This window comes from Pseudomonas khavaziana, from assembly GCF_036704165.1.
Taxonomy (GTDB): Bacteria; Pseudomonadota; Gammaproteobacteria; order Pseudomonadales; family Pseudomonadaceae; genus Aquipseudomonas; species Aquipseudomonas khavaziana.
Genome location: NZ_CP129946.1, coordinates 1,625,259 through 1,652,186, shown reverse-complemented (window position 1 = coordinate 1,652,186; position 26,928 = coordinate 1,625,259). Strand labels below are relative to the sequence as shown.

At 60.0% G+C, this 26,928-nt stretch carries 26 protein-coding genes; 8 read left to right on the top strand and 18 right to left on the bottom strand.

The window, feature by feature from the left end; translation table 11 throughout:
- Window positions 1–45 precede the first annotated feature (45 nt).
- The 3 genes from plsB to QYQ93_RS07220 are packed head-to-tail and all read left to right on the top strand — an operon-like array spanning window position 46 to window position 3,735.
- On the top strand, window positions 46–2,565 hold the full coding sequence (gene plsB, locus QYQ93_RS07230) for a glycerol-3-phosphate 1-O-acyltransferase PlsB (protein WP_043050898.1): 2,520 nt from the start codon (window positions 46–48) through the stop codon (window positions 2,563–2,565).
- A 51-nt stretch (window positions 2,566–2,616) separates the two neighbouring features.
- On the top strand, window positions 2,617–3,018 hold the full coding sequence (locus tag QYQ93_RS07225) for a YbaY family lipoprotein (protein WP_043050899.1): 402 nt from the start codon (window positions 2,617–2,619) through the stop codon (window positions 3,016–3,018).
- A 27-nt stretch (window positions 3,019–3,045) separates the two neighbouring features.
- The gene (locus QYQ93_RS07220) at window positions 3,046–3,735 is read left to right on the top strand and encodes a DUF4197 domain-containing protein (RefSeq protein ID WP_043050900.1); all 690 of its coding nucleotides are present in this window, start codon (window positions 3,046–3,048) and stop codon (window positions 3,733–3,735) included.
- A gap of 125 nt (window positions 3,736–3,860) precedes the next feature.
- Here QYQ93_RS07220 and QYQ93_RS07215 read toward each other — a convergent pair whose 3' ends face one another.
- The 3 genes from QYQ93_RS07215 to QYQ93_RS07205 all read right to left on the bottom strand — a co-directional run bounded on the left by QYQ93_RS07215 (window position 3,861) and on the right by QYQ93_RS07205 (window position 8,889).
- Window positions 3,861–4,094 carry a hypothetical protein gene (locus tag QYQ93_RS07215; protein ID WP_043050901.1) on the bottom strand — a complete coding sequence of 78 codons (234 nt, stop codon included), beginning with the start codon at window positions 4,092–4,094 and terminating at the stop codon, window positions 3,861–3,863.
- 624 nt (window positions 4,095–4,718) lie between these two features.
- Complete coding sequence (locus tag QYQ93_RS07210; protein WP_338476616.1) at window positions 4,719–7,784, bottom strand: efflux RND transporter permease subunit; 3,066 nt, start codon at window positions 7,782–7,784, stop codon at window positions 4,719–4,721.
- Between the two features lie 4 nt (window positions 7,785–7,788).
- A complete protein-coding gene (locus QYQ93_RS07205) occupies window positions 7,789–8,889 on the bottom strand; it encodes an efflux RND transporter periplasmic adaptor subunit (RefSeq protein ID WP_338476615.1) in 1,101 nt (366 codons plus the stop codon).
- 93 nt (window positions 8,890–8,982) lie between these two features.
- On the opposite strand from QYQ93_RS07205, the gene QYQ93_RS07200 reads away from it, so the two are divergent.
- Window positions 8,983–9,618 (top strand): TetR/AcrR family transcriptional regulator, encoded by a 636-nt coding sequence (locus QYQ93_RS07200; RefSeq protein WP_043050905.1) that lies wholly within the window; start codon window positions 8,983–8,985, stop codon window positions 9,616–9,618.
- A gap of 39 nt (window positions 9,619–9,657) precedes the next feature.
- Here the strand turns inward: QYQ93_RS07200 and QYQ93_RS07195 are convergent, their stop codons facing one another.
- On the bottom strand, window positions 9,658–10,440 hold the full coding sequence (locus tag QYQ93_RS07195) for a class I SAM-dependent methyltransferase (RefSeq protein ID WP_338476614.1): 783 nt from the start codon (window positions 10,438–10,440) through the stop codon (window positions 9,658–9,660).
- 96 nt (window positions 10,441–10,536) lie between these two features.
- Here QYQ93_RS07195 and QYQ93_RS07190 point away from each other — a divergent pair, with 96 nt between their 5' ends.
- Window positions 10,537–11,157: a hypothetical protein gene (locus tag QYQ93_RS07190; protein WP_043050907.1), complete on the top strand. Its 621-nt coding sequence runs from the start codon at window positions 10,537–10,539 to the stop codon at window positions 11,155–11,157.
- Window positions 11,158–11,160: 3 nt separating this feature from the next.
- Here the strand turns inward: QYQ93_RS07190 and QYQ93_RS07185 are convergent, their stop codons facing one another.
- From QYQ93_RS07185 to ppc, 7 genes are all read right to left on the bottom strand, one after another.
- A complete protein-coding gene (locus QYQ93_RS07185) occupies window positions 11,161–11,859 on the bottom strand; it encodes an extensin family protein (RefSeq protein WP_043050908.1) in 699 nt (232 codons plus the stop codon).
- Window positions 11,860–11,862: 3 nt separating this feature from the next.
- Window positions 11,863–12,690 (bottom strand): isocitrate lyase/phosphoenolpyruvate mutase family protein, encoded by an 828-nt coding sequence (locus QYQ93_RS07180; RefSeq protein ID WP_338476613.1) that lies wholly within the window; start codon window positions 12,688–12,690, stop codon window positions 11,863–11,865.
- Window positions 12,691–12,717: 27 nt separating this feature from the next.
- Window positions 12,718–13,578, bottom strand: coding sequence for a DUF72 domain-containing protein (locus tag QYQ93_RS07175; protein ID WP_043050910.1), 861 nt, complete (start codon window positions 13,576–13,578; stop codon window positions 12,718–12,720).
- Window positions 13,578–13,880 (bottom strand): hypothetical protein, encoded by a 303-nt coding sequence (locus QYQ93_RS07170; RefSeq protein ID WP_043050911.1) that lies wholly within the window; start codon window positions 13,878–13,880, stop codon window positions 13,578–13,580. Before QYQ93_RS07170 ends, QYQ93_RS07175 begins: the two co-directional genes overlap by 1 nt.
- Window positions 13,881–14,040: 160 nt before the next feature.
- Window positions 14,041–14,727, bottom strand: coding sequence for a tRNA (adenosine(37)-N6)-threonylcarbamoyltransferase complex dimerization subunit type 1 TsaB (gene tsaB, locus QYQ93_RS07165; RefSeq protein ID WP_338476612.1), 687 nt, complete (start codon window positions 14,725–14,727; stop codon window positions 14,041–14,043).
- Window positions 14,728–14,816: 89 nt separating this feature from the next.
- The gene (gene adk / locus QYQ93_RS07160) at window positions 14,817–15,464 is read right to left on the bottom strand and encodes an adenylate kinase (protein WP_032893225.1); all 648 of its coding nucleotides are present in this window, start codon (window positions 15,462–15,464) and stop codon (window positions 14,817–14,819) included.
- A gap of 280 nt (window positions 15,465–15,744) precedes the next feature.
- Window positions 15,745–18,372 (bottom strand): phosphoenolpyruvate carboxylase, encoded by a 2,628-nt coding sequence (gene ppc / locus QYQ93_RS07155; RefSeq protein WP_338476611.1) that lies wholly within the window; start codon window positions 18,370–18,372, stop codon window positions 15,745–15,747.
- 196 nt (window positions 18,373–18,568) lie between these two features.
- Between ppc and QYQ93_RS07150 the strand changes: the two genes are divergently transcribed.
- From QYQ93_RS07150 to QYQ93_RS07140, 3 genes are all read left to right on the top strand, one after another.
- Complete coding sequence (locus tag QYQ93_RS07150; protein WP_043050914.1) at window positions 18,569–18,913, top strand: hypothetical protein; 345 nt, start codon at window positions 18,569–18,571, stop codon at window positions 18,911–18,913.
- A gap of 280 nt (window positions 18,914–19,193) precedes the next feature.
- Window positions 19,194–19,619: a DUF4398 domain-containing protein gene (locus QYQ93_RS07145; protein ID WP_043050915.1), complete on the top strand. Its 426-nt coding sequence runs from the start codon at window positions 19,194–19,196 to the stop codon at window positions 19,617–19,619.
- A gap of 56 nt (window positions 19,620–19,675) precedes the next feature.
- The gene (locus QYQ93_RS07140; RefSeq protein WP_043050916.1) at window positions 19,676–20,461 is read left to right on the top strand and encodes an OmpA family protein; all 786 of its coding nucleotides are present in this window, start codon (window positions 19,676–19,678) and stop codon (window positions 20,459–20,461) included.
- A 410-nt stretch (window positions 20,462–20,871) separates the two neighbouring features.
- On the opposite strand, the gene QYQ93_RS07135 is transcribed toward QYQ93_RS07140, so the two are convergent.
- The 7 genes from QYQ93_RS07135 to lysS form a co-directional block, all read right to left on the bottom strand.
- Entirely contained in the window at window positions 20,872–21,273 is a 402-nt protein-coding gene (locus QYQ93_RS07135) for a hypothetical protein (RefSeq protein ID WP_124421687.1), read from the bottom strand.
- A gap of 124 nt (window positions 21,274–21,397) precedes the next feature.
- Window positions 21,398–21,724: a hypothetical protein gene (locus QYQ93_RS07130; RefSeq protein WP_043050917.1), complete on the bottom strand. Its 327-nt coding sequence runs from the start codon at window positions 21,722–21,724 to the stop codon at window positions 21,398–21,400.
- A complete protein-coding gene (locus QYQ93_RS07125) occupies window positions 21,721–22,626 on the bottom strand; it encodes an alpha/beta hydrolase (protein ID WP_043050918.1) in 906 nt (301 codons plus the stop codon). Before QYQ93_RS07125 ends, QYQ93_RS07130 begins: the two co-directional genes overlap by 4 nt.
- Before the next feature lie 43 nt (window positions 22,627–22,669).
- Window positions 22,670–23,947: a flavohemoglobin expression-modulating QEGLA motif protein gene (locus tag QYQ93_RS07120; protein ID WP_043050919.1), complete on the bottom strand. Its 1,278-nt coding sequence runs from the start codon at window positions 23,945–23,947 to the stop codon at window positions 22,670–22,672.
- 21 nt (window positions 23,948–23,968) lie between these two features.
- The gene (locus QYQ93_RS07115; RefSeq protein ID WP_043050920.1) at window positions 23,969–24,517 is read right to left on the bottom strand and encodes a hypothetical protein; all 549 of its coding nucleotides are present in this window, start codon (window positions 24,515–24,517) and stop codon (window positions 23,969–23,971) included.
- 16 nt (window positions 24,518–24,533) lie between these two features.
- Window positions 24,534–25,250, bottom strand: coding sequence for a TetR/AcrR family transcriptional regulator (locus QYQ93_RS07110; RefSeq protein ID WP_080889122.1), 717 nt, complete (start codon window positions 25,248–25,250; stop codon window positions 24,534–24,536).
- 164 nt (window positions 25,251–25,414) lie between these two features.
- Window positions 25,415–26,917 (bottom strand): lysine--tRNA ligase, encoded by a 1,503-nt coding sequence (gene lysS / locus QYQ93_RS07105; RefSeq protein ID WP_338476609.1) that lies wholly within the window; start codon window positions 26,915–26,917, stop codon window positions 25,415–25,417.
- Between the last annotated feature and the right edge of the window lie 11 nt (window positions 26,918–26,928).

Below are 26,928 nucleotides of genomic sequence, written 5' to 3'. Positions count from 1 at the left end.
CGCCCGAGCGCCTGCTCGGTTTTTTCCACTTGAAGCAGTTCGCCTATGACCCGCTCCCCGTTCCGCCGTCTGGTGTTTGGCACCTTGCGCCGACTGTTGTACCTCTGGGTTCGTTCCGAGACGATCAACCAGTCGTCCCTGACCCTTAACCTGGACCGCAGCCGGCCGGTTTTCTACGTCCTGCAATCCCCCTCCCTCACCGAGTTGGCCGTGGTCGATGCCGAGTGCACCAAGGCCGGCCTGCCGCGCCCGGTGCTGCCGGTATCGGTGGGGCCGTTGATGGAGCCCGCGGCGTTCTTCTACCTCACGCCGGATCCGGATTGGCTCGGCCGCCAGGACAAGCGCGGTACGCCGCCCACCCTGGCGCGCCTGGTCAATACCCTCACCGAACACGCCGAAGAGAATGCACAAATCATTCCGGTCAGCGTGTTCTGGGGCCAATCCCCCGAAAGCGAGTCCAGCCCGTGGAAGCTGTTATTCGCCGATAGCTGGGCGGTCACCGGGCGCCTACGCCGGTTGTTGAGCATCCTGATCCTGGGGCGCAAGACCCGCGTGCAATTCTCCGCGCCCATCAACCTGCGTGAATTGATCGAGCACAATAAAGGCCACGAACGCACCGTGCGCATGGCCCAGCGCATCCTGCGTGTGCACTTTCGTAACCTGAAGACGGCGGTGATCGGTCCCGACCTGTCCCACCGCCGTAATCTGGTGAAGGGCCTGGTCAATATGCCGCTGGTCCGCCAGGCCATCCTGGATGAGGCCGAACGCGAAAAGATCTCTCCGGAAAAAGCCAAGGCCCTGGCCCTGCGCTATGGCAACGAGATCGCTTCGGACTACACCTACACCGCGATCCGCTTCCTGGAAGTGGTGCTGAGCTGGTTCTGGAACAAGATCTACGACGGCATCAAGGTCAACAACATCGAAGGCGTGCAGAAGGTGGCCCAAGGCTACGAGGTGATCTACGTGCCTTGCCACCGCAGTCATATCGACTACCTGCTGCTGTCTTACCTGCTGTTCAAGAATGGCCTGACCCCACCGCACATCGCCGCCGGCATCAACCTCAACATGCCGGTGATCGGCAGTCTGCTGCGCCGTGGCGGGGCGTTTTTCATGCGCCGCACCTTCAAGGGCAACCCGCTGTACACCTCAGTGTTCAATGAATACCTGCATACCCTGTTCACCAAGGGTTTCCCGGTGGAGTATTTCGTGGAAGGCGGCCGTTCGCGCACCGGACGCATGCTGCAACCGAAAACCGGGATGCTGGCGATTACCCTGCGCAGCTTCCTGCGCTCCTCGCGCATGCCGATCGTGTTCGTGCCGGTATATATCGGCTATGAGCGTGTGCTCGAAGGCCGCACCTACCTGGGGGAACTGCGTGGCGCGAGCAAGAAGAAAGAATCGATCTTCGATATTTTCAAAGTGGTCGGCGCCCTCAAGCAGCGCTTTGGCCAAGTCGCCGTCAACTTCGGTGAACCGATCAAGCTGGCCGAATTCCTCGACGCCGAACAACCGGATTGGCGCGCCCAGGAACTGGGCCCGAACTACAAGCCGGCCTGGCTTAACGAAACCACCAACCGACTCGGCGAGCAGGTGGCGCGGCACTTAAACGAAGCTGCAGCGATCAACCCAGTGAACCTGGTGGCCCTGGCACTGCTGTCGACCACGCGCCTGGCCCTGGATGAGCAAGCCATGGCGCGCCAGTTGGACCTGTATCTGGCGCTGTTGCGCCGAGTGCCCTACTCGCCCCATACCACCCTGCCGGAAGGCGATGGCCTGGCGCTGATCAAGCACGTCAAGGACATGAAACTGCTGTCGGAACAGAGCGACGCCCTGGGCAAGATCGTCTACCTGGACGAACAGAACGCCGTCCTGATGACCTACTACCGCAACAACGTGCTGCACATTTTTGCCCTGCCGGCGTTGCTCGCGAGCTTCTTCCAAAGCAGCTCGCGGATGAGCCGCGAACAGATCCTGCGCTACACCCGCGCGCTCTACCCGTACCTGCAATCGGAGCTGTTCATCCGCTGGTCGCTGGAGGAGTTGGACACCGTGGTCGACCAATGGCTGGACGCGTTCGTCGAACAAGGCCTGTTGCGCTTCGAAAACAACGTGTACCTGCGCCCGGCACCGAGCTCGCGGCAGTTTGTGCTGCTGACGCTGCTGTCCAAAAGCATCGCCCAGACCCTGCAGCGCTTCTACATGGCGATCTCGCTGCTGCTCAACAGTGGCCAGAACAGCATCAGCGCCGAGGAGTTGGAAGACCTGTGCACGATCATGGCCCAGCGCCTGTCGATCCTGCACGGCCTCAACGCCCCGGAGTTCTTCGACAAGAGTCTTTTCCGACATTTCATCCAGACGTTGTTGGAGCAAGATGTGCTGCGCCGCGATGAAGCCGGCAAACTGAGCTATCACGACCTGCTTGGCGAGCTGGCCGAAGGCGCGGCCAAACGCGTGCTGCCGGCCGATATCCGCCTGTCAATCCGCCAGGTCGCCTTGCACCGCGTGGATGGTGCCGCCGAGACACCGGCCGAAGCAAATGCCGTCACACCTGAACAAAGCCGCTAGATTGACTGAGGCGCCGGGCGGATTCCGGCGCCGTTGAAAAGGAGCTGTACCATGAAAAAGATCATCCTCCTGGGCCTGACTGCCCTGCTCGGAGCTTGCCACTCGATAACCCCTACTCCGAAGGCCAGCCTCGACGGCGAAGTGTTCTACCTGCAACGCATCGCCTTGCCGCCTGCCGCCACACTGAGCGTCAGCCTGCAAGACGTGTCCCTGATGGACACTGCGGCCGTGACCCTCGCCGAACAGAAAGGCCCGGTCAAAGGCCAGGTGCCGCTGCCATTTCACCTGAGCTATGACCCGGCCCAGGTCAAGCCCGGTCACACCTACTCGGTGAGCGCTCGCATCGAGTTGGACGGCAAGCTACTGTTTATCACCACCGAGCGGCACGTCGTGCAGCTCAACGGCCAGGATCCCCAACCGCTGCGCCTGCGGGTCGATGCGGTCGCACACTGATCATTCCAACGTCATAAGGAAGCGCCAATGCTCCGTAAAACTCTTCGCCTTACTGCCCTGTGCGCCGGGCTGATGTTCGGCGCCAATGCCATGGCCCTGGATCTCGGTAGCCTGTCCCAGGGCGACGCCAGCGGCGGCCTCAAGGATGCCTTGACCCAAGGTGCGCAGATCGCCGTGAAGCAATTGGGTAAGCCTGGTGGTTTCAGCGACAACCCGGAAGTGAAAATCGGCCTGCCGGGCAAACTCGGCAAAGTCGCCGACAAGCTGAAAATGTTTGGCATGGGTGACCAGGTCACACAGCTGGAAACCAGCATGAACGCGGCGGCTGAAACCGCCGTGACCCAGGCCCAGCCGATTCTGGTCAACGCCGTGAAGAAGATGAGTGTGACCGACGCCAAGGGCATTCTCAGTGGTGGTCAGGACTCCGCCACTCAATACCTGGACAAAAGCAGCCGAGAGGAAATCCGCGCCAAGTTCCTGCCCATCGTCAAGGCCGCCACCGACAAGGTCGGCGTGGCCCAGCAGTACAACGCCCTGGCCGGCAAGGCCGCAGCTTTCGGTGCGGTGGATGCCAAGAGCGCCAACGTCGAAAACTATGTGACCGAGCAAGCACTGGACGGGTTGTTCAAGATGATTGCGCAACAGGAAGAGACCATTCGCAAGAATCCCGCAGCTGCGGCTACGAGCCTGGCCAAGAAAGTATTTGGCACCCTATAACCCTTGTGGGTAAGCGCAACGTTGAAAATTGAGAACGCCCTGACTCTTTCAGGGCGTTTTTTGCAAAGCCTAAGTACCGGGCTCTTACGACAAGTACTCACTACCTTTCGCTTTGACAAATATGCTCAATAGAGAATGGGCCGGTTCGACAAAATGTTGCTGTTATGAGCAACGGACGAACTCGCATTGCTGTTGAGGTTATTGTTGTCGTTGTTGATATTGACATTGACGGGCTGGTTGCAGCCGCCGCCACCATGTCTAGAACCGTACCCCATCATTAATCCCATCATTGATCCCATCGTTGATCCCATCACGAGGCCGGCAAACTGTGTCGGTAGCGTCACTAAATTTAAAAGCATACACACTCCTTAAGAATTTGATTCACACCAAAACCCGGCTCACCGTGCTCCATACGCCAGCAGCCTGAGGCCGAGTAATCCTTGTGTGGTATTTTGATAAAAAAGGTTCCTACCCCGTGTACGAAACGCGACGCAAATCTAGTAGGCCTTTATATTCAGCGGGCAACCTGCGCCCTATCTGTAGAACGACGTGAGTGGTGTCTGCCCACGATAAACATGCGGTAGATCGTGATTAGCGTAGGTGTGATGAGGATATTGATGACCATGAACGCCTGCTCGGGTCTGCGAAAAACTCGGGCGAACAGGATGTTGGTGACCTGAAGCTGGCCGGTGGTGCTCGGAACTATCAACGGAGGGGCGATCCTCCTTCTGGCTCGTTAGGAAATTGCTGAGTAGAGACCCTAGGAACGCGCCCTTGAAACTTGCAATTGCAGACAACAGAAACATAAGAACTCCCTGAAAACTTGCTTCAAACGGACCACCGATTGGGTGAGCCCTTCCCATGTGCCTGCTGGGCAGGCACAGGTAAGTGGAGTTCCAACGTAATTCGTTCCTGCCGCGGCGCACGGCCTTTGCATCTTCATGTAAGTAACAAGAGGCGTTGTCTGAACGTAGGCAACACGATTACGCGACGCCCTTCCTCACTCGAAACCATGCGGCGTACAGGGCTGGCAGGAACAGCAGCGTCAACGCTGTCGCCACAATCAATCCGCCCATGATCGCCACGGCCATCGGCCCGAAGAACACGCTACGCGACAGCGGAATCATCGCCAGTACGGCCGCCAGGGCCGTCAGCACGATGGGTCGGAAGCGTCGGACGGTGGCTTCGATAATCGCCTGCCAGGGTGCCAGGCCGGCCTTGATGTCCTGCTCGATCTGGTCCACCAGGATCACTGAGTTGCGCATGATCATCCCCGACAAGGCGATGGTGCCGAGCATGGCAACGAAACCGAAGGGTTGGCGGAATACCAGCAGAAACAGGGTGACGCCGATCAACCCCAGTGGCGCGGTAAGGAATACCATCGCGGTGCGTGAGAAGCTGCGCAATTGCAGCATCAGTAACGTCAGTACCACCACAATGAACAGCGGCACACCCGCCTTCACCGAGTTCTGCCCACGAGCGGAGTCCTCAACCGTGCCGCCCACGTCCAGCAGGTAGCCGTCCGGCAGTTCGGCACGCACCTGTGCAAGGGTCGGCAGGATCTGCTGGACCAATGTCGCCGGTTGTTCCTTGCCGTAGATATCGGCGCGCACGGTCACTGTCGGCAGGCGATTGCGGTGCCAGATTATGCCCTCTTCAAAACCATATTCGAGGGTGGCGATCTGCGACAGCGCCACGCTTTTACCGTTGTTAGTCGGCACCGCCAGGCTTGGCAGCCGCGACAACTCGGTACGTTCATGGACAGTGCCGCGCAGGAGGATCTCGATCAATTCATTGTCCTCCCGGTATTGGCTGACACTGGAACCGGTCAAGGAACTCTGCAGGAACTTCGACAGGTTGGCGGTGCTCACGCCGAGGGCACGCGCGCGGTCCTGGTCGATGTTCAGGTAGACGATTTTGCTCGGTTCTTCCCAATCCAGGTGTACGTTGACCACATGGGCGTTTTCGCGAACCTTGGCCGCCACTTTGCGGGCCAGTGCGCGGACTTCTTCAATGTGCTCGCCAGTCACACGAAACTGCACCGGGTAACCCACGGGCGGGCCATTCTCCAGGCGGGTGACCCGCGAGCGCAGGTCGGGGAATTGCTCGTTGAGCGTTCCGATCAGCCAGGTGCGCAGGCTTTCACGTTCCTCAATGGTGTTAGCCAGCACCACAAACTGCGCAAAGCTGGCGGCCGGCAATTGCTGGTCCAAAGGCAGGTAAAAGCGCGGCGAGCCGGTGCCCACATAGGCCACGTAATTGTTGATGCCGGCGTGTTCCTTGAGCAACGTCTCCAGGCGCTTGACCTGGTCGGCGGTGTTGCTCAGGGAGGCACCTTCGGCCAGTTTCAGATCGACCATCAGCTCCAGGCGCCCGGACGCCGGGAAGAACTGTTGCGGCACGAAGCGGAACAACGCAACCGAGCCAATGAACAACAGCAAGGTAAGGACGATGACCGTCTTACGCCGACGTACGCACCACTCCACCAAACGTCTTACGCGCTGGTAAAAAGGCGTGCCGTAGGGATCAGGACCATCGGCGCCATGCTTGGCTGCATGAATCTTCGCAAGGTCCGGCAGGAGCTTTTCCCCCAGGTAGGGTACAAACACCACGGCGGCTACCCAGGACGCCAGCAAGGCGATGGTCACTACCTGGAAGATCGAACGGGTGTATTCGCCAGTGCTCGATTGCGCGGTGGCAATCGGCAGGAAGCCCGCCGCCGTGATCAACGTACCGGTGAGCATGGGGAACGCGGTGCTGGTCCAGGCGAAGCTGGCAGCCTTGAGGCGGTCGTAGCCCTGCTCCATTTTGATCGCCATCATTTCCACGGCGATGATCGCGTCATCCACCAGCAAGCCCAGGGCCAGGACCAAGGCGCCGAGGGAAATCTTGTGCAGGCCGATGCCGAGGTAATACATAGTGGCAAAGGTCATCGCCAGTACCAGCGGAATCGCCAGGGCAACCACCATGCCGGTACGCACACCGAGGGAGAAAAAACTCACCAGCAATACAATCGCCAATGCTTCGGCGAGTACTTGAACGAATTCGCCGACACTGGTCTTCACCGCTGCCGGTTGGTCCGACACCTTGCGCAGCTCCATGCCTGCAGGAAGGTTCTTCTGCAAGCGTGCGAATTCACCTTCAAGGGCTTTACCCAGCACCAGAATATCCCCACCGTCACGCATGGCCACGGCCAGGCCGATGGCGTCTGCGCCCATATAACGCATGCGCGGTGCCGGAGGGTCATTGAAGCCACGGTGGATGTCGGCCACATCACCGATGCGGAAGGTGCGATCCCCCACACGGATCGGGAAGTTGCGGATTTCCTCCACGGTTTTGAAATTGCCCGATACCCGCAACTGCACGCGCTCGCTCGGGGTTTCAAAGAAACCGGCGGTCGAGACCGCATTTTGTTCCTGCAAGGCCTGCTGTACCGCGGCCAATGGCAACCCGAGGGTGGCGAGCTTGAGGTTGGACAGTTCGATCCAGATTTTCTCGTCCTGCAGGCCAAGCAGCTCGACCTTACCTACGTCCGGAACCCGCTGCAGTTGAATCTGGATGCGGTCGGCGTAGTCCTTGAGCACGGCATAGTCAAAGCCATCGCCGGTCAGCGCATAGATGTTGCCGAAAGTGGTGCCGAATTCATCGTTGAAAAACGGTCCCTGGATATCCGGCGGCAAGGTCTGGCGGATGTCGCTGATTTTCTTGCGCACTTGGTACCACAGCTCAGGGATCCGTACCGAAGGCATCGAATCGCGAGCCATGAAGGTCACCTGTGATTCACCGGGGCGCGAGAAGGACACGATGCGCTCGTACTCACCGGTCTCCATCAGTTTTTTCTCGATGCGCTCGGTGACCTGGCGTGACACTTCCTGGGCCGTGGCGCCGGGCCAGTTGGTCTTGATCACCATGGCCTTGAAGGTAAAGGGCGGGTCTTCGCTTTGCCCCAGCTTGGTGTAGGACAAGGTGCCGATCACCGCCAGCAGGATCATCAGGAACAGCACGATCTGGCGATTACGCAACGCCCATTCGGAGAGATTGAAACCCATGGGACTACTCCTTGGCCGCCAGATTCACCACACGGTTGGAGCGATCCACCGGGCGCACTTGCTGGCCCTCATGGAGCACATGCACGCCTGCGGCAACCACCCAGTCGGTGGGGGTCAAGCCTTCCAGTACCGGCACGGTTTTTTCGCCAAAGGCGCCAATGCGCACCGGGGTGCGCTCAAGCGTGTTGTCCGGTTGTACGCGCCAGACATAAGACGCGCCATTCTCGGCGCTGAGGGCAGACAGCGGCACCGACAGTGGAATGACACCGTCAGCTTGTATGAACACACGGGCACTTTGGCCCAGCTCGGCGGGTACTTTGCCACCCGTGAAGGCCACGCGAGCGGCGAAGGTGCGTGATTTCGGGTCGGCGGCAGGTGACAGCTCTCGAATGCGCCCGGCGAAGCGTTGATCCGGCTGGCTCCACAATTCCACCGACACCGCTTGGTCAATCTTGAAACGGCCAAAGCCATGTTCGGGCAGGCTGATCAACACCTCACGCTCGCCATCGGTGGCTAGGGTGAACACAGTCTGGCCAGCGGAGACCACTTGGCCCACTTCCACTGCACGCTTTGCTATCACCCCTTCCTGGGGCGCACGCAGTACGGCGTAGCCGGCCTGGTTGCTCGAGACCTCGTGCTCGGCCTTGATCTGTCTGAGGCGTGCTTCACCCGCCCGGTAGAGGTTTTCAGAATTGTCGTACTGCGAGCGGCTGACCATCTGACGATCCATCAGGGTCTTGTAGCGATCACGCTCTGCGCGCACCAGGCTCAGGTTGGCCTCGGCGGCAGCCACTTGGGCACGGGTAGCTTCCAATTGCAGGCGCACGTCCTGGGGGTCGAGTTCGGCAAGCGGCTGGTTGGCCTTGACCCGCTCCCCCTCCTCCACCAGGCGCTTGCTGACTTTGCCACCGATGCGAAAGGCCAGGTCCGGCTCATAACGGGCACGCACCTCGCCGGGGTAACTGTCCATCGCCTGCGCGGAGGGTTGCGGTTGTACCACCATGGCTGGGCGGACGCTGGTTGGGGTCGCTTCTTCATGGCCGCAGGCGGCCAACAGGAAGACCAGGCTGACAGGCAAAGCAAGGGGCAGGACGGCGCTGCGCATGCTGAAGGACCTTTCGCAAATAGTGCTAGGAATAATTATACTGGCCGGTATGTTATTAATACCAAACTCGCCAGTCCAGTATTAAAGGTGAAAATGTCCGACAATCCTGTGAACACCGCCAGCCCCGGGCGTCCCAAGGACATGGCAAAACGCCAGGCAATCCTCGAAGCGGCAAAATCTCTGTTCTTGAGCAAGGGTTACGCAAGCACCAGTATGGATGCGGTCGCACTGGCGGCCGGCGTATCGAAACTCACCGTCTACAGCCACTTCACCGACAAGGAGACGCTGTTCACCGCCGCGGTGGTGGCCAAGTGTGAAGAGCAGTTGCCGGTGATGTACTTCGAGTTGCCCGCAGGCATGCCCGTCGAGACGGTGCTGCTGAACATCGCACGGGGCTTCCATCGGCTGATCAACAGCGAGGAGTCGGTGAACCTGCATCGCCTGATGATGACCAGCGGCAATCAGGACGTGAAACTCTCAAAGATCTTCTTTGAAGCCGGCCCCATGCGCATGCTGCAAGGCATGGAGCGCCTGCTCGGCAAGATTGACCAGAGCGGTGCCCTGCGCATCGATAAACCATTCAAGGCAGCCGAACACTTCTTTTGCCTGCTCAAGGGCACGGCGAATTTTCGCTTGTTGTATGGCTGCGGCGGGCAACTGAGCGCCGTAGAGGCCGAGGAACATGTGCAGGAGGTCGTGAGGTTGTTTATGCGCGCGTTCAGGCCCTGAACCCATCGTCCCCACGCGCCTGCGTGGGAACGGCCAGCTTCAGGGTTTCAAGGCTTTTTTAGCATAGATGTCATAACGGCTGGATTTACCGTCCAATGCATGGCTCGGCTTCGGCCCGTCAATGCAAGGCGCCTTGCGCGGGCGCTTGACCACCACGCGGTGGCTGGCCAGCGCCAGGGCAGCCGCGAGCAACGCCGGTGCATCCGGATCATCGCCTACCAGCGGCCGGAACAGGCGCATTTCCTTCTTCACCAGGGCAGTTTTCTCACGGTGCGGAAACATCGGATCAAGGTAGATCACCTGCGGCGGCTCACCTTCCCAATTAAGCATCACGTCGATGGAGTTGCCCTTGAGCAGCTGCATGCGCGCCACAATCGGTGCCACTTCAACATCTTGCGCAGCCCGTGCCAGGCCGTCTTCGAGCAAGGCGCCGATCAACGGCTGGCGCTCGATCAGGCTCATCTCGCACCCCAGGCTGGCGAGTACGAACGCGTCCTTGCCCAAGCCAGCCGTGGCGTCCAGCACCCGGGGCCGCACGCCTTGGGCGATGCCCACGGCCTTGGCGATCATCTGCCCGCTGCCACCGCCATATAGACGCCGGTGCGCCGCCCCGCCCTCGACAAAGTCGACCCGCACGGGCCCCGGCGCATCAGGCCCAAGCTGTTGCAGTTGCAGGCCCTGCTCCCCGACTTGCAGGGAAAAATCCGCATCCGCCACCTGCAGGGGCAAACCCAACAGCGTAGCCCACTGCTCGGCGCGGGCCTGGAAACTGTCGGCCAACGCCTCGACCTGGATGCGGCTGGCCGCTGGTTGTTCGCTCATCAATCGCTACGCTCGAAAATATTAAGGATCGGCCAAAAACGGCCGATAAAAACAACAGTCAGGTATTTTGCCAGAGCTGAGCGACGACCGAGAAAAATGTCAGACATTCTTCCTCTAACCATCGGTGTACTGCCGACCCACAACCATTACGGCCTACGCAATACCCAAGCGCTGGCCGGGGTGAGTCATGTGTGGCAGGACTTCTTCGCCCGGGCATTGGCCGAGCAGCTCGGTGAAACACCGCAGGCGCTGGCCGCCAAGGCGCCAGCACCGCTGGACCCAGCGGTTGAGCCCAGTGAAGGCGCCGACTTGTTGTCGCAGATCCTCACCCAACGTGAGTGCGAGGTGAAAGACACCGAGATCGCGCCGCCCGAGCCGCTGTTCCTGCCGATAGCCGAATTCGAAACCGAACTGCTGCCACCGGCCGCGACACCGTTCCCGGAAGACGAAATCATCGCCCAACAGCGCCTGCAGGATTTCGACAGTGGCTGGGTACGGCCGATTGTCCTGAACGCCGGCCAACCGCTGCCAGCGCCAGGCCCGGCGCCGCAGCCACGCCCCCTGCACCTGCCGATTGCCGAGTTCGAACTGGACCTGTTGCCACCGGCTGCTGCGCCTTACCCTGAAGAAGAGCTCATGGAACAGCAAAAGGCCTTGGATTTCGACTACTACTGGGCACGCCCGCTGGTCACCCAAAACCTGCGCCTGGCCGCTTAAACCTCAGCGACACACCCACCACCGCCCCATATCCAGATGAAAGTGGTTGCGATGCGCCGCGTTGTAGTCAGGGCTCAATACCACGTTGAAATCGCCGCAAGCGCCATCGCGTACCTGGCGCAGGAACCGCGCACCGTCACCCTCCCCCGGCCAATCCTTGAGCACGCTGATGCTGCGCCCATCCGCCAGGCGAAAACCGGCGATGTCCAGGGCATTGGCCGAAGCGTGCTGACTGATTCGCCCTTCGGCTCGGTTGTAGACATTGCGACAGGCAAAGCTGCCCAAATGCTCGACGCGACTCACCCTCTGGCTAAAAATCGCCTGGGCCGCCGGTTGCAGACTGTGACGCTCGAACAAGGCAAACGCCACGGCCAGCGGGCAACTGGCGAGAAAGCTGCTGCTCAAGGCCACGTCAGCGCCCTGCACCCGCAAGATATTGCGCAAGGGGCACGCCGCATCGGTCGCGGTATCCGCCTGGCGACTCACCCGCAGGCCGGAGGTTTTCAACACCTGATCACACAGCGCCGGGTCATCCTGCAAACGGCTAAGCTTGTAGCGCGTCAGCAGGTTCGGGCTGGCGCGCACATCCAAAGGCGCCCAGGGATTCCATTCAGCCGGCATCGGCACCCAGCCACGCCAAACTCCCAGCGCGAACGCGCACGCCAGCAATAGCAACGCACCCGACACTTTTATCCAGCTCACGGCTCAGCCCTTGAAAAATTGAGTGGCCTGGGCATAAGACATCGAACGCTCGGTAAAGGTGAATGTGCCCTGTTCATGGACTTCCCGCGCAGCGCGATAGAATTCGCCATACGCCGCCAACGCCATGGCCGAGCCGATGCTGATGCGCTTGACGCCCATCGCGCTCAACTGTGCCACGCTGAGCTTAAGGCCACCGGACATCAACACATTCACGGGTTTAGGTGCCACAGCCTTGACCACCGCCAGCACCTCTTCGGCACTGCGCAAGCCCGGGGCATAAAGCACGTCGGCGCCGGCTTCGGCAAAGGCCTGCAGGCGCCGAAGGGTGTCGGGCAGATCGAGGCGGCCATGCAGGAGATTTTCTGCGCGGGCGGTCAGGGTGAAGGGGAATGGCAAACTGCGGGCGGCGGCGACGGCGGCCTCCACACGCTCAACAGCCAGATCAAAGGGATAGATCGGGTCTACGGCAATGCCCGTGGCATCTTCGATGGAGCCACCGACAATCCCGCTGGCCGCCGCCCGCAGGATGGTCTGGGCGCAGCCTTCGGGGGTATCACTGAAGCCGTTTTCCAAGTCCGCCGCGACCGGCAGCGTGGTGGCGTTGGCGATCATCGCAGCATTGAGCAGAGTGTCCTCGAGGGTCAGGGCGCCCTCCGCATCCGGCCGCCCCAGGCTGAATGCATAACCCGCGCTGGTGGTGGCCAGCGCCTCGAAGCCCAGGCTGGCGAGCATGATCGCGGAGCCGGCATCCCAGGGGTTGGGCATCACAAACGCGCGGTCACGCTCATGCAGGGCCTTGAAGGTTTCGGCGCGTAGGGCTTGGGCATCCATGACTGACTCCTGGCGAGAAAAGGAGCCTTAGAGTAACCCCAGTTGCTCCGCTTCGGGCGCTCGATGCAAGGTGGGCAGCGGCGGCAAGCCGGGCAGGCGCGCCATCAGCTTGGCGTGAAAGCGCAGGGCAAGTTGCGCGGCGAGGCGATTATCCGAAGTGTGCAGGAACATGTAGGGCGTACGCCCCTCTTCGATCCAACTGGCGATCTTTTCCACCCATGGGATCAGGAACGGATCGTTGGCCTCAAGCTGCGGATGGCCGATAAAACGCACCTGGGGAAACTGGGTCAGCGCCGCCGGGCGCGGTGGCACCCTGGGCTTTTTTGCTTGTGCATGCAGCACCGCCGCCGACGTGGAGGTGCAGCTGAACAGGGCACGGGGATCCAGGCAAATGCGCTCGACGCCACGGTCACGTAAAAGGCGGTTGAGCATGCGTTCGGCGTCGCCTTTGGCGAAGAACTGCTCATGCCTGACTTCCACGGCCAGCGGACGATCAATACCATCAAGGAACCCGGCCAGCTCAGCGAGGCGTTGCGGTGTAAAACCCTTGGAAAGTTGCAGCCACAGCGGCGAAACGCGCGCCCCCAGAGGGCTCATTAGCCCGACAAAACTTATCGCCGCCGGCAATTGCTCACGCAAGTCGCCGGCATGGCTGATATCCCCGGGAAATTTGGCGGTGAAGCGGAAGTCATCGGGCATGATGTCAGCCCAGCGCTGCACAGTGGCGGCCGAGGGGCGAGCATAAAATGTGGTATTGCCTTCAACGGCGTTGAAGACTTGGGAGTACAGGCCGAGATAATCGCTGGAACGAGCATCCAAGGGATACAGGTATTCGCGCCAGGCGTTTTCACTCCAGGACGGGCAGCCGATGTAGTAAGGCAACCCCATCAGATATGGATATCGAGACCCAGCACTTCCATATCCCATTCGACAAAGCCGGCAGTGGTCAGGTAACTGGCCAAGGCGGTGGCAACGCTTTTGCTCATGGAGCGGGGGAAGACCATGTCTTGCTGACGGGCGGGAACGCCGCTGGTACGGACACCTGCAGCACTTTGGGCGCGGGAGGGTGACTCAGAGTGGACTTCGATGAAGTCCGGCGAATCCTCGACCGAATCATCTACCGTCACGTTCGCCTTGCGCGGCTTACGCTTGAGTGGGTAGGACTGTGAGGAAAAGCCGTCTATACGCATACATGCAGACTCGGTATCAATGATGGCAATTTAGCGGCACTTTCCGTGGTGCGCAAATGCTCTGGTGATAACTAGAACACATAATTCGTAAAAGGTTTAAAAACTGCGGCAAATTCTGACGATTGGCGACATTTGCCACCGAATGCCTACATTCTTGACGTCAAATAATTCCGCGTTCGGCCTTGGTCTGCGCCACTTTATCGCGCAGGTAAACCGGTGCGGCCTGATCTGCCGCAATGGCCTCGCCGCGCTCGAATGCGAACCGTGCCAATGCCAGCAAATCTTCGGCATGGGGCAACATTGCAGCATCCTGTCCTGCCAACTGCACATTGATACGTTCGCCATAGCCCCAGCCCGTGCCGGCACCGAACCAATCTCCACTGGCATCACTCGGTAATGTCACCGCTTGCGGCGCCTGTACCGCTTCCACACCCACCAGACGCATTTCACCGGCGGTCTCGCGGTAGCAACCCCAATAGACCTCATCCATGCGCGCATCAATCGCCGCCGCCACTTGCGTGGCGCCGTGCTCACGCAATGCGCGCTGGGCCAGCACGGCGAGGTTGGACACCGGCAATACCGGACGCTCCAATGCAAAGGCCAGGCCCTGCACCACGCCGATGGCAATACGCACACCGGTAAAGGCACCGGGGCCACGACCGAAGGCGATGGCATCCACAGACGCCAGGGTGGTGCCGGCGTCTTCAAGTAACTGCTTGATCATCGGCAACAGCTTCTGCGCATGCAGGCGCGGGATCACCTCGTAGTGGCTCGTTACCTTGCCATCGTGCAGCAAGGCGACGGAGCAAGCTTCAGTCGCGGTGTCCAGGGCCAGCAGGGTGCTCATCGGTGTAGGTGTCCAAGTCGGAAAAAAGTGCGCCAGTATAAACAACAACGGCCCGCAAGCGGGCCGTTGTACACACGCGGATAGCTGAATCAGCTCAGCGCTTGCAACACCTTGGCGGTGATGGCTTCTACCGAACCTACGCCAGGGATATGGCTGTACTTCGGCTTGCCCTGGGCAGCGGACAGCTTCTGGTAGAAATCCACCAGCGGTTTGGTCTGGGAGTGGTAGACCGACAGGCGATGACGCACGGTTTCTTCGGTATCGTCTTTGCGCTGCACCAGGTCTTCGCCGGTGACATCGTCCTTGCCTTCCACTTTCGGCGGGTTGTAGACGATGTGGTAAACGCGGCCCGAGCCTTCGTGGACACGGCGGCCGGCAATACGCTGGACGATTTCTTCATCTTCAACCGCGATTTCGACCACGGCGTCCAATTCAACACCCGCCTTCACCAGCGCTTCAGCCTGGGGAATGGTGCGTGGGAAGCCGTCGAACAGGAAACCGTTCTTGCAATCGTCCTGGCTGATGCGCTCCTTGACCAGGTTGATGATCAGGTCATCGGAGACCAGGCCACCGCTGTCCATCACGCTCTTGGCGATCAGGCCCAGCTCGGTGCCAGCCTTGACGGCCGCACGGAGCATGTCGCCGGTGGAGATTTGTGGAATGCCGAATTTTTCAGTGATGAACTTTGCCTGAGTACCTTTACCGGCCCCGGGAGCTCCCAGCAGAATGACGCGCATCGATGTGCTCCTCAATTTTTTATAGAGATGACGCTCGGATTCGCCGCGTGGGGCCAATCTCGTAAAAATGTGGTTCCAGGCCGATCAAACGGCCAAAGGCTGATCAAGATACACAGCAGGCCCTTACCATACAAGCCGCCAAAAGTAGGAGAAACCCGCGCCCGGCATGCGTCAGCGACGGGGTGTGCCTGAGCGCAACCCGCTCCTTCAAACGATGACCGCCCTTTTCAGGGCGGTCATCGGGGTTTATCCGCAAGCCGTTGAGAACACGCGAGAAACCTCAACCGGTGTTGCGCAAACCGGCGGCAATACCGGCGACGGACACCAGCAGCGCCTGTTCCAGAGGGCTGTCTTGCGCCGCCTCCTGTTGACGCGAACGTGCCAGCAACTCGGCCTGTAACAAGTGCAAGGGGTCAAGGTAGGTGTTGCGCAGACGTATGAACTCCAGTGTGTCGGGGCTATGGGCCAGCAGCTGCGACTGGCCGGTCAGGCCAAGCACCACGCCACACGCCTGCGACAATAGGTCGCGTAAGTGCGCACCCAATGGCAGCAAGTCCGGCTGCACCAAGCGTTCGTCATAAAGACGGGCAATATCGGCATCCGCCTTGGCCAGCACCATTTCCAGCATGTCGATGCGCGTTCGGAAGAACGGCCACTGCTCACGCATCTGCTCCAGCAACGGGCCTTCACCCCGTTCCAGCGCCTTGCTCAATGCTGCTTCCCAACCGAGCCAGGCAGGCAGCATAAGGCGCGTCTGGGTCCAGCCGAAGATCCACGGAATGGCACGCAGGCTTTCAATACCACCGGCCCGGCGCTTGGCCGGACGACTGCCCAGGGGCAAACGACCCAGCTCCTGCTCTGGGGTGGACTGGCGGAAGTATTCAACGAACTGCGGATTTTCCCGTACCACGGCACGGTAAGCGCTGACACCGTCGGCCGCCAGTTCATCCATCAAATGACGCCAGGCCGGCTGCGGTGGTGGCGGCGGCAACAGGGTCGCTTCCAGCACGGCGGCCAGATAGAGATTGAGGTTTTGTTCGGCAATATCCGGCAGGCCGAACTTGAAGCGAATCATCTCGCCTTGTTCCGTGGTACGGAACCGCCCCGCCACCGAGCCCGGTGGCTGCGACAGGATCGCCGCGTGAGCCGGACCGCCGCCACGGCCGACCGTGCCGCCACGTCCGTGGAACAGCAGCAACTCAACTTGCTGCTCACGGCAAATATCCACCAGGCGCTCCTGCGCTCGATATTGTGCCCAGGCCGCAGCGGTAGTGCCGGCGTCCTTGGCCGAGTCCGAGTAGCCGATCATCACTTCCTGCGGGCCCTGCAACCGTGCGCGATAGCCCGGCAGTTGCAACAGCCGCTCCATCACGGGCCCGGCGTTATCCAGGTCGGCCAGGGTTTCGAACAGCGGTACCACGCGCATCGGCCGTTGTACGCCCGATTCTTTGAGCAGCAACTGCACCGCCAGCACATCCGACGCGGCGCCCGCCATGGAGATAACGTATGAACCCAATGATGCCGCCGGAGCCGCTGCGATTTCCTTGCAGGTATTCAAGACTTCGGCGGTGTCCGCCGACGGTTTGAAATAGCCTGGCAACAACGGCCGACGATTGGCCAGCTCCTGGGTGAGGAAGCTGATGCGCGCATCTTCGTCCCAGTCCTCATAACGCCCCAGGCCCAGGTAGTCAGTGATCTCGGTCATGGCCGCCGAGTGGCGGCTGGAATCCTGGCGCACATCCAGGCGCACCAGGAACAGGCCGAAGGTCACGGCGCGTCGCAGGCAGTCGAGCAGCGGGCCATCGGCAATCACGCCCATGCCGCATTCATGCAGCGACTGGTAGCACAACTCCAGCGGGTCCAGCAGGTCACGGTTGTCCTGCAACACTTCGGCAGGCGCCGGCGTACTGGCGGTCAACGACGCGTGGGCCCACTGCCGGGTGGCACGCAGGCGTTCACGCAGTTGCTTGAGCAACGCGCGATAGGGCTCGACGCTATCACCAACCTTGGCCTGCAACGCCGGGCTGGCTTGCTGCATCGACAACTCGGAGGCCAGGTGATCGACGTCACGCAAATACAGATCCGCCGCCATCCAGCGTGCCAACAACAGCACTTCACGGGTGACCGGCGCGGTGACATTCGGGTTGCCGTCACGGTCACCGCCCATCCACGACGCAAAGCGAATCGGCGCTGCCTCCAGTGGCAGGCGCAGCCCGGTAGCGGCAAACAGGGCCTGGTCAGCCTTGCGCAGGTAATTGGGAATGGCGTGCCAAAGCGAATGCTCGATGACCGCAAAGCCCCATTTGGCTTCGTCTACGGGGGTGGGCCGGATGCGACGGATTTCTTCGGTATGCCAGGCTTCAGCGATCAGTCGTTGCAGGCGTGTGCGGATCTGCTCGCGCTCGGCACTGGTAAGGTCACGGTGATCCTGCAAGGCCAATTGCGCGGCGATTGCATCGTATTTCTGGATCAGGGTGCGGCGGGCCACTTCGGTGGGGTGGGCGGTCAGTACCAGCTCGATCTCCAACCGCGCCAACTGACGGGCCAGGGACTCATCACTGTGGCCTTCGCTTTTAAGGCGCGCCAGCAACTCCGGCAAGACCCGGGATTCGAACGGCGCCGGTTGCGACTCGTCGCGTCGATGAATCAACTGATACTGCTCGGCAATGTTGGCCAGGTTGAGGAACTGGTTGAAGGCCCTGGCCACGGGCAGCAGTTCGTCTTCCTGCAGCTGGTTGAGACGGGTGCTCAACTCGTCGCCGGCGCCGCGGCGGTCGGCCTTGGCGCCTTTGCGGATCTGCTCGATCTTATCGAGGAAACCATCGCCGTACTGCTCTCGAATGGTATTGCCCAACAGCTCACCCAGCAGGTGAACATCCTCACGCAAGCGTGCATCGATATCACTCATCAGCCAATCTCCAGCCAGAAATCCGGGACGCGCAGGTGTTCCAGAGTGCCGCCCGCGTCGGTATCTGACAAGGCCGAACGCAAACGACTTTAAACCTTGTGGCTGACAGCGAGTCTCAAGAGTGAGCCGCCACGTTATCCACGCAGGCGGCTGGTCACTCATCACCGCCTGCCATTGCAGGCTCATTGAGGTTGCCATGAAGATTCGAGAACTGCCCCAGCACTGGGAAGAAACCGCCAAGGGTCGCCTGACCCAGACTGAATACGCGATTCATCTGGATGTGGAATCCGCTGCACGCTTGGCTGCCCTTGCCGAGATGTACCCCAAGCGCCATACCGAGGAATTGCTCGGCGAGCTGATCGGTGCCGCCCTGGAAGAGCTGGAAGCCAGCTTCCCCTATATCAAGGGTCAGCAGGTGATTGCCACCGACGAGGAAGGCGACCCTTTGTATGAAGACGTCGGGCCTACCCCGCGTTTTCTGACCCTGTCGCGCCGTTATCTGCACGATCTGTCAGCCAGTGCCGACGAACAAAAGCACTGATAAACATCTGCAATGCCTATCTGAATTAAGTATTCCGGGCCTCTTAGAGGCTCGGCCTACCTCTGCGAGCACTGAAAGTTCCATGTTTAAACGCTGACCGATCAGTCAGATATTTTTTTAGGCAAATCGCCATCTTCTCTGAACTTTTGAAAAAAGCCGCCGGTCACAGCCAGTAAGCCATCACTTGGAACGGTCGTTTGAAACTGGCGTCATGTGCTTTATCGCCGGGCCCGCAATCGATACGCCACGATGGATTTTGATGTTTTTCAGGAGTTATCCAATGGAGTTGAAGACGATGAACACCAGCACTGCCAAATCCTCGTTTAACCACCTGCGCGGGCTCAAATTGGCCGCGCTGGCAATCGGCACCAGCTTCGTTCTCGCGGGCTGCGCCGGCAATCCTCCAACCGAGCAGTACGCCGTGACTCAATCGGCTGTCAACAGCGCCGTGAGCGCCGGCGGCACCGAGTATGCTGCCGTGGAAATGAAGGCGGCCCAGGACAAGCTCAAGGAAGCTGAACTGGCCATGCACGACAAGAACTACGACAAGGCTCGTATGTTGGCTGAGCAGGCCGAGTGGGACGCTCGCGTCGCTGAGCGTAAAGCCCAGGCTGCCAAGGCTGAACAGGCTGTGAAGGATTCCCAGAAGGCTGTTGAAGAGCTGCGTAAGGAAGGCATGCGCCCGGCTGCTATCCAGCAGAAGTAAGCCGCAGACCCTTGACTGCATCGCACCTGATATCGAATTGAAAGGACGACACGACTATGCGTAAACAACTGATGATCCCTGCCCTGCTGGCGATGAGCGTTGCCTTGGCGGCGTGCTCCACCCCGCCGAACGCGAACCTGGAAAATGCACGGACCAACTTCTCGGCCCTGCAAACCAACCCGCAAGCCACCAAGCTGGCAGCCCTGGAAACCAAAGACGCCAGCGAATGGCTGGACAAGGCTGACAAGGCGTACCGCGACAAGGAAGACGAGAAGAAGGTCGACCAACTCGCCTACCTGACCAACCAGCGCGTTGAAGTCGCCAAGGACACCATCTCCCTGCGCGAGAACGAAGCCAAGCTGAAAAACGCCGGCGACGAACGCGCCCGCGCCCTGCTGGACGCCCGCGATGCGCAGATCAAGCAACTGCAAAACAGCTTGAATGCCAAGCAGACCGACCGTGGCACCCTGGTGACTTTCGGTGACGTGCTGTTCGCTACCAACAAGTCCGACCTGAAATCCAGCGGCCTGGTGAACATCACCAAGCTGGCGCAGTTCCTGCGCGATAACCCGGACCGTAAAGTCATCGTTGAAGGCTACACCGACAGCACAGGTTCCGACTCGTACAACCAGAGCCTGTCCGAGCGCCGTGCTGCTTCCGTGCAGCGTGCACTGGCTCAACAAGGCGTGGACATCTCGCGCATCGTGACCCAGGGCTATGGCAAGGAATACCCGGTTGCAGATAACGGCAGCGTATCTGGCCGTGCCATGAACCGTCGCGTTGAAGTCACCATTTCCAACGATAACCAGCCGGTCAAGCCACGGTCTTCCGTTGCCTACTGATTGATGCTGGATAGAAAAACCCACCTGACGGTGGGTTTTTTTTGATCAGGAATATCTGCTCGTGCGATCGGTATCTTCATCTGACGGCGTTATCATTGCTCCGCTACGGGAGGTATCGGTCAAACTGTCCCCCAAATTATTACGCGCCTGCTCTTGCGCGTTTTGCCGCTCCAATGCCTGATGTGCCCTGACCATGGCCAGCATTTTGCGTATCGCACGAATGTCTATCACTGCTTCCCGGCCCCGCTTCGCGTAAAAGTTATATGCCCTCTGTGGCTATCCGCGCAAAACGGTTCCAGATAATTTCGTCAGACTTGGCCTCCAGGGAGTAGTGACTTATCGACACGCTTCGTCCCCCTGCACGCACGACAACCCGCCCATCACCAGGCAGGTTGTCGGATAACCGTCGATCAGTAGTCGATTCGGCCCTGGTTTCCGGCCCCGCCCGCCGGAATCTGATCTTCACGTTGCGCACCACCCAGACCGCGTTGACTGAGCTCCTCAGCCACTCGCCTCAGTAGTTCGAGTAGCGCATCGCTGCCACCGCCCGCAGCCCCCTGGGAACCTCCAGACCCCTGGCTACCGCCTCCACCCTGTCCGCCTTGGTTGGCTTGAGAAAGCTGGGATTCAAGTTGTCTCCCAAGATCTCCAAGTTGCGCGTCGGAGAGTTGCTTAAGATTTACGTCTAAGCTCGAATTGCCCAGATTGCCCAGATTGCCCAGATTGCCCAGATTGCCTGCGCTCTGTACGCCACTGACACCACCCATAATTTCATGCTCCAGATTAATGAATACGCGGAACTGATCGGCCAAGCCAATCAGTCCACAATCTGTGGCAAGCGCGCCAAAGTGGTTCCAGCCTGTAGCGGAACGCAGCAGCCTTAAATGACTAATCGGCCTGTATAACGGAGTTTTCCCACAACAGCAGTGCGGCGCTTCATTGTTGCAACTGTGGGGTTTCCTGCCCCATGCAACGAACAGCCTGCTTCTTGTTGTTCACCAGTACGCCGCTCAAGCCTTTCTGTTCGGTATCAAACATCACCAACACACCGTCCACGCACTGCGCCACTTGCGCGGCGGGCGTCAGGGATATTTTGTAATCCTCACCCGGCAAGGTCTTGAGCATGGTGAAGTCGCTGAGCAGCAATGCATCCTCCGGCTTGGCGAAATGCAGGTAACCGTAGTACCACAGGCAGCCGACGGTGCCGATGATGGTGCCGATACCGGTGAGGATCAGCGGGATCATGTTGCGTTCTTCACTCATTGCGGGCTCTCTGATGGATCAACTTTAGAGGTTGGATAATTCGGGATTTCGCCCAGGCGACGCAGGCCATTGAAATGCTGTGGATCTTCCAGGTAACGCAACATCACCGTCTGCCAGGTCTTGTCGGCAAACGTCTGCACATGGCCGCCACGGGTCAGTTGCAGCACCCTTGGCGGTGGGGCCGCTTGATACAGGCGCAGCCCATTGGACACCGGCACGATCGGGTCATCCAGGCTGTGAAACAGCAGTTTTGGCACGCCGGTCAACTGGGGCATGGCTTTGATCGCACTGTCGGCATCGGGCACCAACCAGGACAAGGGCACCTGGAACGGCCAGGTTAACCATGAAGTGCTCAGGGCGAATTGTCCTACGTCACGATAACTGGCCGGCACACCGTCCAGCACCAGGGCTTTGAGTTGGCTTTGACGCTCCGGATGGGCTGCCAGGTAATGCACCGCCAGTGCGCCGCCCAGGCTTTGGCCCAACACAATCAGCGGTTGACCCTGGGTCTGAGGCGCCTTGTCGATCCAGCTGAACGCGGCATCGATATCCTGGTAGATCGCCGGCAACGACGGCTTGCCTTGCGAGAGTCCATAGCCGCGATAGTCCAGCAACAGCACTTGATAGCCTTGCTCGGGCAACCACCAACTGCCACCCAGGTGCCAGGACAGGTTGCCGCCGTTGCCGTGCAGGTGCAGCACCGTGCCCTTGAGCGGCACACCGGGTTTGGCCGGTAGCCACCAGGCGTGGAGCTTGATGCCGTCGGCGGTGGTGATGGTGACGTCGCGGTATTGCAGGCGGGCTTTTTCCGGCGTAAACGGCAGGCCGGGTTCGGGGTAGAACAGCAAGGAGCTGCAGCCATTGAGTATAAGTAGCAGGCATAGAATGCCGAGGATTCTCATCCGTTGAAACCTCGCTAACAAATATGAAGTCCCTTGGAGACCCCTAAAGGATATTGGAGTAATCCGCCTCGATGCGGTCCAGGCTCAGGTGGTTGAGGAAGTTGGAGAAACACATCCACGCCGCCAGCGCGTTCATGTCACGAAACTGATCCGGCAGGTACTTGGGCGGTACCACCAGGCCTTCGTCGACCAATTGGCGCAGGGTACGCATGTCTTCCAGGGTGGTCTTGCCGCAGAACAGCAGCGGCACTTGTTCCAGCTTGCCTTTACGCACAGCAAGCTGGATGTAGTTGTAGACCATGATAAAGCCCTTGAGGTAGGACAAATCCTTGGTAAACGGCAGGCCGGTCGGCACCGATCCACGGAATACCCGGCTGGCGTTGCCATAGCTCTCGGCCATTTCAAAGCCTTGCTCGCGGAAGAACTCGAACACCTGCAGGAAGTCGGCACCCTCCTCCACCATGTGGATGGCGCGGGTACGGTTGGTCAACTTGCGCAGACGGCTGGGGTAGGAAGCAAACGTGATGATTTCCATCAGGATCGCCAGGCCTTCCTGGGTCACGGTGGATGACGGCGGCCCCTTGGAAAGGAACGTGCAGATCGGCTGGTTCTGGCCATTGAGGGTGGTGCCCACATGCACCAGCCCTTCATGCACTTCCAGGGCGCGCACGTCGCGGTCGTTGAACATCGCGTCGGCGCGGATCTTGATGTAGTCGGCGCCGGCTGCCGCGTCGGCGACGATCCCGTCAGACTCGAACACCCGAATGGTTTCCTCCGCTTCACCAAACACCTTGTTCAAGCGCGTTTGCAGCAGGCTGACCGCATCCTTGGCGGTGAGGGTCTTGGCTTCGTCCTTGAGGTCGCCACGGCCATCAATATTGTTCAGGTAGTCAGACAGCATCAGGCCCAGGTCGGCCAGGGTCGGGTCACCGGCGTGGAAGGCATCCGAAGCGGCGCCATACAGCTCCTGGGAGATCAGGCCGAAATCCTCGGTGCCGCGTGCTTCGAGCATGCGCACTACCATGCGGTATTCACGGCACATGCGACGCATGATCTGCCCCACCGGGCTGAACTGCCCCAGGCGACGGGTGATGTCGCGCTCAATGTTCTGGAACTCCAGCTTGACCGCACTGGAGTCGAACGACAGCGGCCGGTTCAGGTAGTAATCGCGGTCCACGGCAGGCATGGCCTTGCCCTTGGCCTTGAGAAATCCCTGGCGAATATTCTCGTCCCATTTCACCGCGTCGAGGACGCGGATCGGTGTTTGCGCCAGCACAATGCGATCGGACAAGGTGCGTATCGTCTGCTGGTATTCGTCCACCCGGTGCTTCCTCTTTAAACGTTATTTACCCACGCGCCGGTAGCGCACGGCTTCAACGAACACATCGGCATTGGCCGGGTCATCCAGGTAGGCAAACACCTGTTCCATGGGGCTATCCACCAGCACGCCGGCGCCTTCGACGGTGTCTACAGTGCTGCCGTGCAAGGCCTGCTGGCCAATGGCTTGGTGGATCTGCTCAAGGTCGAGGTTGTAGACCACAAGTTCGTGCTTTTCATCAAACTCAAAGCCCGCCAGGATGAAATGCCCGCCCAGTCTTGCAGGCAGCGGCGCCGACAGATACCAGCGGCTGCCATGGCGCGAGACGCTGAACAGATACTCATCGCGCTGGCCCGGCCTGGCTTTAGGGTAGCTCACCGCTTTATAACGATGCTCGCCGGCACGGGTGATCTGCAGGTTGAGCGGCTCGCCCCAGGCATTCCTGCTGGCCCACTTGCCTAGCAAAGCCTCTGGCGCGGCCTCAGCCGTCGGCAATGGTTCCTTGAAAGTCACCAGGCAACCGCTGAGCAACAGGGCCAACAAGGCGATTACCGCGACACGCCAGGCTTTCATTGGACATCCCCCGGTGTCAGACCGAAGCCAGCACCAAATGCATGTAACGCTTGAGGATTTCAAGCATCTCTTCGCCAGTCAGCGGCTCTGCGCCGCCGAGCAGGCCCTGATATTCCATCCGACTGATAATAGCCGTCAACACTTTGGCATCCTGTTGCGGCTCACGGGAGCCCAATACCTGGAAAAACTGCCCGGTGCCCTGCAACAGGATCTGCTGGTGGGAACGCACCAGCTCGGCCAGGCGCGGGTTCAGCAAGGCTTCCTGGCGAAAGGCCTGCTCGGCCATCAGATAGTCGCGACGATTGGTCAGTTGGCGCAGCACGTAGTCGGCGGTCAGCCGAGCGATGTCATCGGCCAGCTGCGAGCGCGACTGCGGACTGCCATCGCCATAGGCAACCATTTCGCGCAGCAGGCCTTCGTTGCGCACCCACAACTTGCCCATGAAAGCCGCGCTGCGTTCGACGTATTGGGCGAAGGTATCGGTGAGCAGGTCATCGATATCCTTGAAATAGTAGGTAGTGGCCGACAGCGGCACGCCGGCCTCTGCAGCCACGGCCCGATGGCGCACGGCACGTACGCCATCGCGCACCACGATGCGCATGGCCGCATCGAGAATATCTTGCCTGCGTTGCTCACTGCCCCGGCGGCTGGCCTTGCGGCCTTGATATTGAACGCTTTCAGCCACTGCAGCAGCTATGCCGGCGGCACCTTCTTGAGCCATTACGCGGTTCACCACTTTTCCTCTTTGAGTGTGACGCGGAGCATCACAGGATGCATTCCCACGCAGAGCATGGGAACGATCAACCGATCAACAAAACCTGGCGCTGTTTGTTTGACGCGAACTTACGCCACATAAAAAAGCCGCCTTATAAAAGGCGGCTTCGGTTTTCGCTACGGTTACGCTTGTGGCCGCATGTGCGGGAACAGGATCACGTCGCGGATCGACGGCGAGTCGGTCAACAACATCACCAGCCGGTCGATGCCGATGCCCTCACCGGCGGTGGGCGGCATGCCGTATTCCAGGGCCCGCACGAAGTCGGCGTCGTAGTGCATGGCTTCGTCATCGCCGGCGTCCTTGTCTGCCACCTGGGCCATGAAGCGCTCGGCCTGATCTTCCGCGTCGTTAAGCTCGGAGTAGGCGTTGGCGATTTCACGGCCACCAATGAACAGCTCGAAACGGTCGGTGACGTTGGGGTTCTCGTCGTTGCGACGGGCCAGCGGCGACACTTCGAACGGGTACTGGGTAATGAAGTGTGGCTGTTCCAGCTTGTGCTCCACCAGTTCTTCGAAAATCATCACCTGCAACTTGCCCAGGCCTTCGAAACCCAGCACCTTGGCCCCGGCTTTCTTGGCGATGGCGCGGGCCTTGTCGATGTCATTCAGGTCGTCAGCCGTCAGTTCAGGGTTGTACTTGAGGATCGAGTCGAACACCGACAGACGCACAAACGGCTCGCCGAAATGGAACACCTTGTCGCCGTATGGCACGTCGGTGCTGCCCAGTACCAGCTGTGCCAGCTCGCGGAACAGTTCTTCGGTGAGGTCCATGTTGTCTTCGTAGTCCGCGTAGGCCTGGTAGAACTCCAACATGGTGAATTCAGGGTTGTGACGGGTCGAGACGCCTTCGTTACGGAAGTTGCGATTGATCTCGAATACTTTCTCGAAACCGCCGACAACCAGGCGCTTGAGGTACAGCTCAGGCGCAATGCGCAGGAACATTTCCATGTCCAGGGCGTTGTGGTGGGTTTCGAATGGCTTGGCTGCTGCGCCACCGGGGATGGTCTGCAGCATCGGCGTTTCGACTTCGAGGAAGTCACGCTGCATCAGGAAGCTGCGGATATGCGCAATGACTTGCGAACGCACGCGGAAGGTGTGGCGCACGTCTTCGTTGACGATCAGGTCGACATAGCGCTGGCGGTAACGCTGCTCGGTGTCGGTCAGGCCGTGATGCTTGTCCGGCAGCGGGCGCAGGGACTTGGTCAGCAGGCGCACGCTGGTCATCTCGACGTACAGGTCGCCCTTGCCGGAACGGGCCAGGGTGCCCTCGGCGGCGATGATGTCGCCCATGTCCCAGGTTTTCACCGCGGCCAAGGTGTCTTCGGACAAGGTCTTGCGGTTGACGTAGACCTGGATACGCCCGGTCATGTCCTGGATCACCATGAACGAGCCACGGTTGAGCATGATGCGACCTGCCACCTTGACCGGGATCGCAGCCTCTGCCAGCTCTTCCTTGGTCTTGTCCGCGTACTGCTTTTGCAAGGCATCGCAGTAGTTGTCGCGGCGGAAGTCATTGGGGAAGGCATTACCCTTGGCGCGCTCGGCAGCAAGCTTTTCCTTGCGCAGGGCGATCAGGGAGTTTTCTTCCTGTTGCAGGGCTTGCGGGTCGAGTTGTTGGTCGCTCATGTCTTTAAATT

Coding starts and splice junctions, on each gene's coding strand:
- plsB (WP_043050898.1), top strand. CDS start 46: ATGACCCGCTCCCCGTTCCGCCGTCTGGTGTTTGGCACCTTGCGCCGA.
- QYQ93_RS07225 (WP_043050899.1), top strand. CDS start 2,617: ATGAAAAAGATCATCCTCCTGGGCCTGACTGCCCTGCTCGGAGCTTGC.
- QYQ93_RS07220 (WP_043050900.1), top strand. CDS start 3,046: ATGCTCCGTAAAACTCTTCGCCTTACTGCCCTGTGCGCCGGGCTGATG.
- QYQ93_RS07215 (WP_043050901.1), bottom strand. CDS start 4,094: ATGCTTTTAAATTTAGTGACGCTACCGACACAGTTTGCCGGCCTCGTG.
- QYQ93_RS07210 (WP_338476616.1), bottom strand. CDS start 7,784: ATGGGTTTCAATCTCTCCGAATGGGCGTTGCGTAATCGCCAGATCGTG.
- QYQ93_RS07205 (WP_338476615.1), bottom strand. CDS start 8,889: ATGCGCAGCGCCGTCCTGCCCCTTGCTTTGCCTGTCAGCCTGGTCTTC.
- QYQ93_RS07200 (WP_043050905.1), top strand. CDS start 8,983: ATGTCCGACAATCCTGTGAACACCGCCAGCCCCGGGCGTCCCAAGGAC.
- QYQ93_RS07195 (WP_338476614.1), bottom strand. CDS start 10,440: ATGAGCGAACAACCAGCGGCCAGCCGCATCCAGGTCGAGGCGTTGGCC.
- QYQ93_RS07190 (WP_043050907.1), top strand. CDS start 10,537: ATGTCAGACATTCTTCCTCTAACCATCGGTGTACTGCCGACCCACAAC.
- QYQ93_RS07180 (WP_338476613.1), bottom strand. CDS start 12,690: ATGGATGCCCAAGCCCTACGCGCCGAAACCTTCAAGGCCCTGCATGAG.
- QYQ93_RS07175 (WP_043050910.1), bottom strand. CDS start 13,578: ATGGGGTTGCCTTACTACATCGGCTGCCCGTCCTGGAGTGAAAACGCC.
- QYQ93_RS07170 (WP_043050911.1), bottom strand. CDS start 13,880: ATGCGTATAGACGGCTTTTCCTCACAGTCCTACCCACTCAAGCGTAAG.
- tsaB (WP_338476612.1), bottom strand. CDS start 14,727: ATGAGCACCCTGCTGGCCCTGGACACCGCGACTGAAGCTTGCTCCGTC.
- adk (WP_032893225.1), bottom strand. CDS start 15,464: ATGCGCGTCATTCTGCTGGGAGCTCCCGGGGCCGGTAAAGGTACTCAG.
- ppc (WP_338476611.1), bottom strand. CDS start 18,372: ATGAGTGATATCGATGCACGCTTGCGTGAGGATGTTCACCTGCTGGGT.
- QYQ93_RS07150 (WP_043050914.1), top strand. CDS start 18,569: ATGAAGATTCGAGAACTGCCCCAGCACTGGGAAGAAACCGCCAAGGGT.
- QYQ93_RS07145 (WP_043050915.1), top strand. CDS start 19,194: ATGGAGTTGAAGACGATGAACACCAGCACTGCCAAATCCTCGTTTAAC.
- QYQ93_RS07140 (WP_043050916.1), top strand. CDS start 19,676: ATGCGTAAACAACTGATGATCCCTGCCCTGCTGGCGATGAGCGTTGCC.
- QYQ93_RS07130 (WP_043050917.1), bottom strand. CDS start 21,724: ATGAGTGAAGAACGCAACATGATCCCGCTGATCCTCACCGGTATCGGC.
- QYQ93_RS07125 (WP_043050918.1), bottom strand. CDS start 22,626: ATGAGAATCCTCGGCATTCTATGCCTGCTACTTATACTCAATGGCTGC.
- QYQ93_RS07115 (WP_043050920.1), bottom strand. CDS start 24,517: ATGAAAGCCTGGCGTGTCGCGGTAATCGCCTTGTTGGCCCTGTTGCTC.
- lysS (WP_338476609.1), bottom strand. CDS start 26,917: ATGAGCGACCAACAACTCGACCCGCAAGCCCTGCAACAGGAAGAAAAC.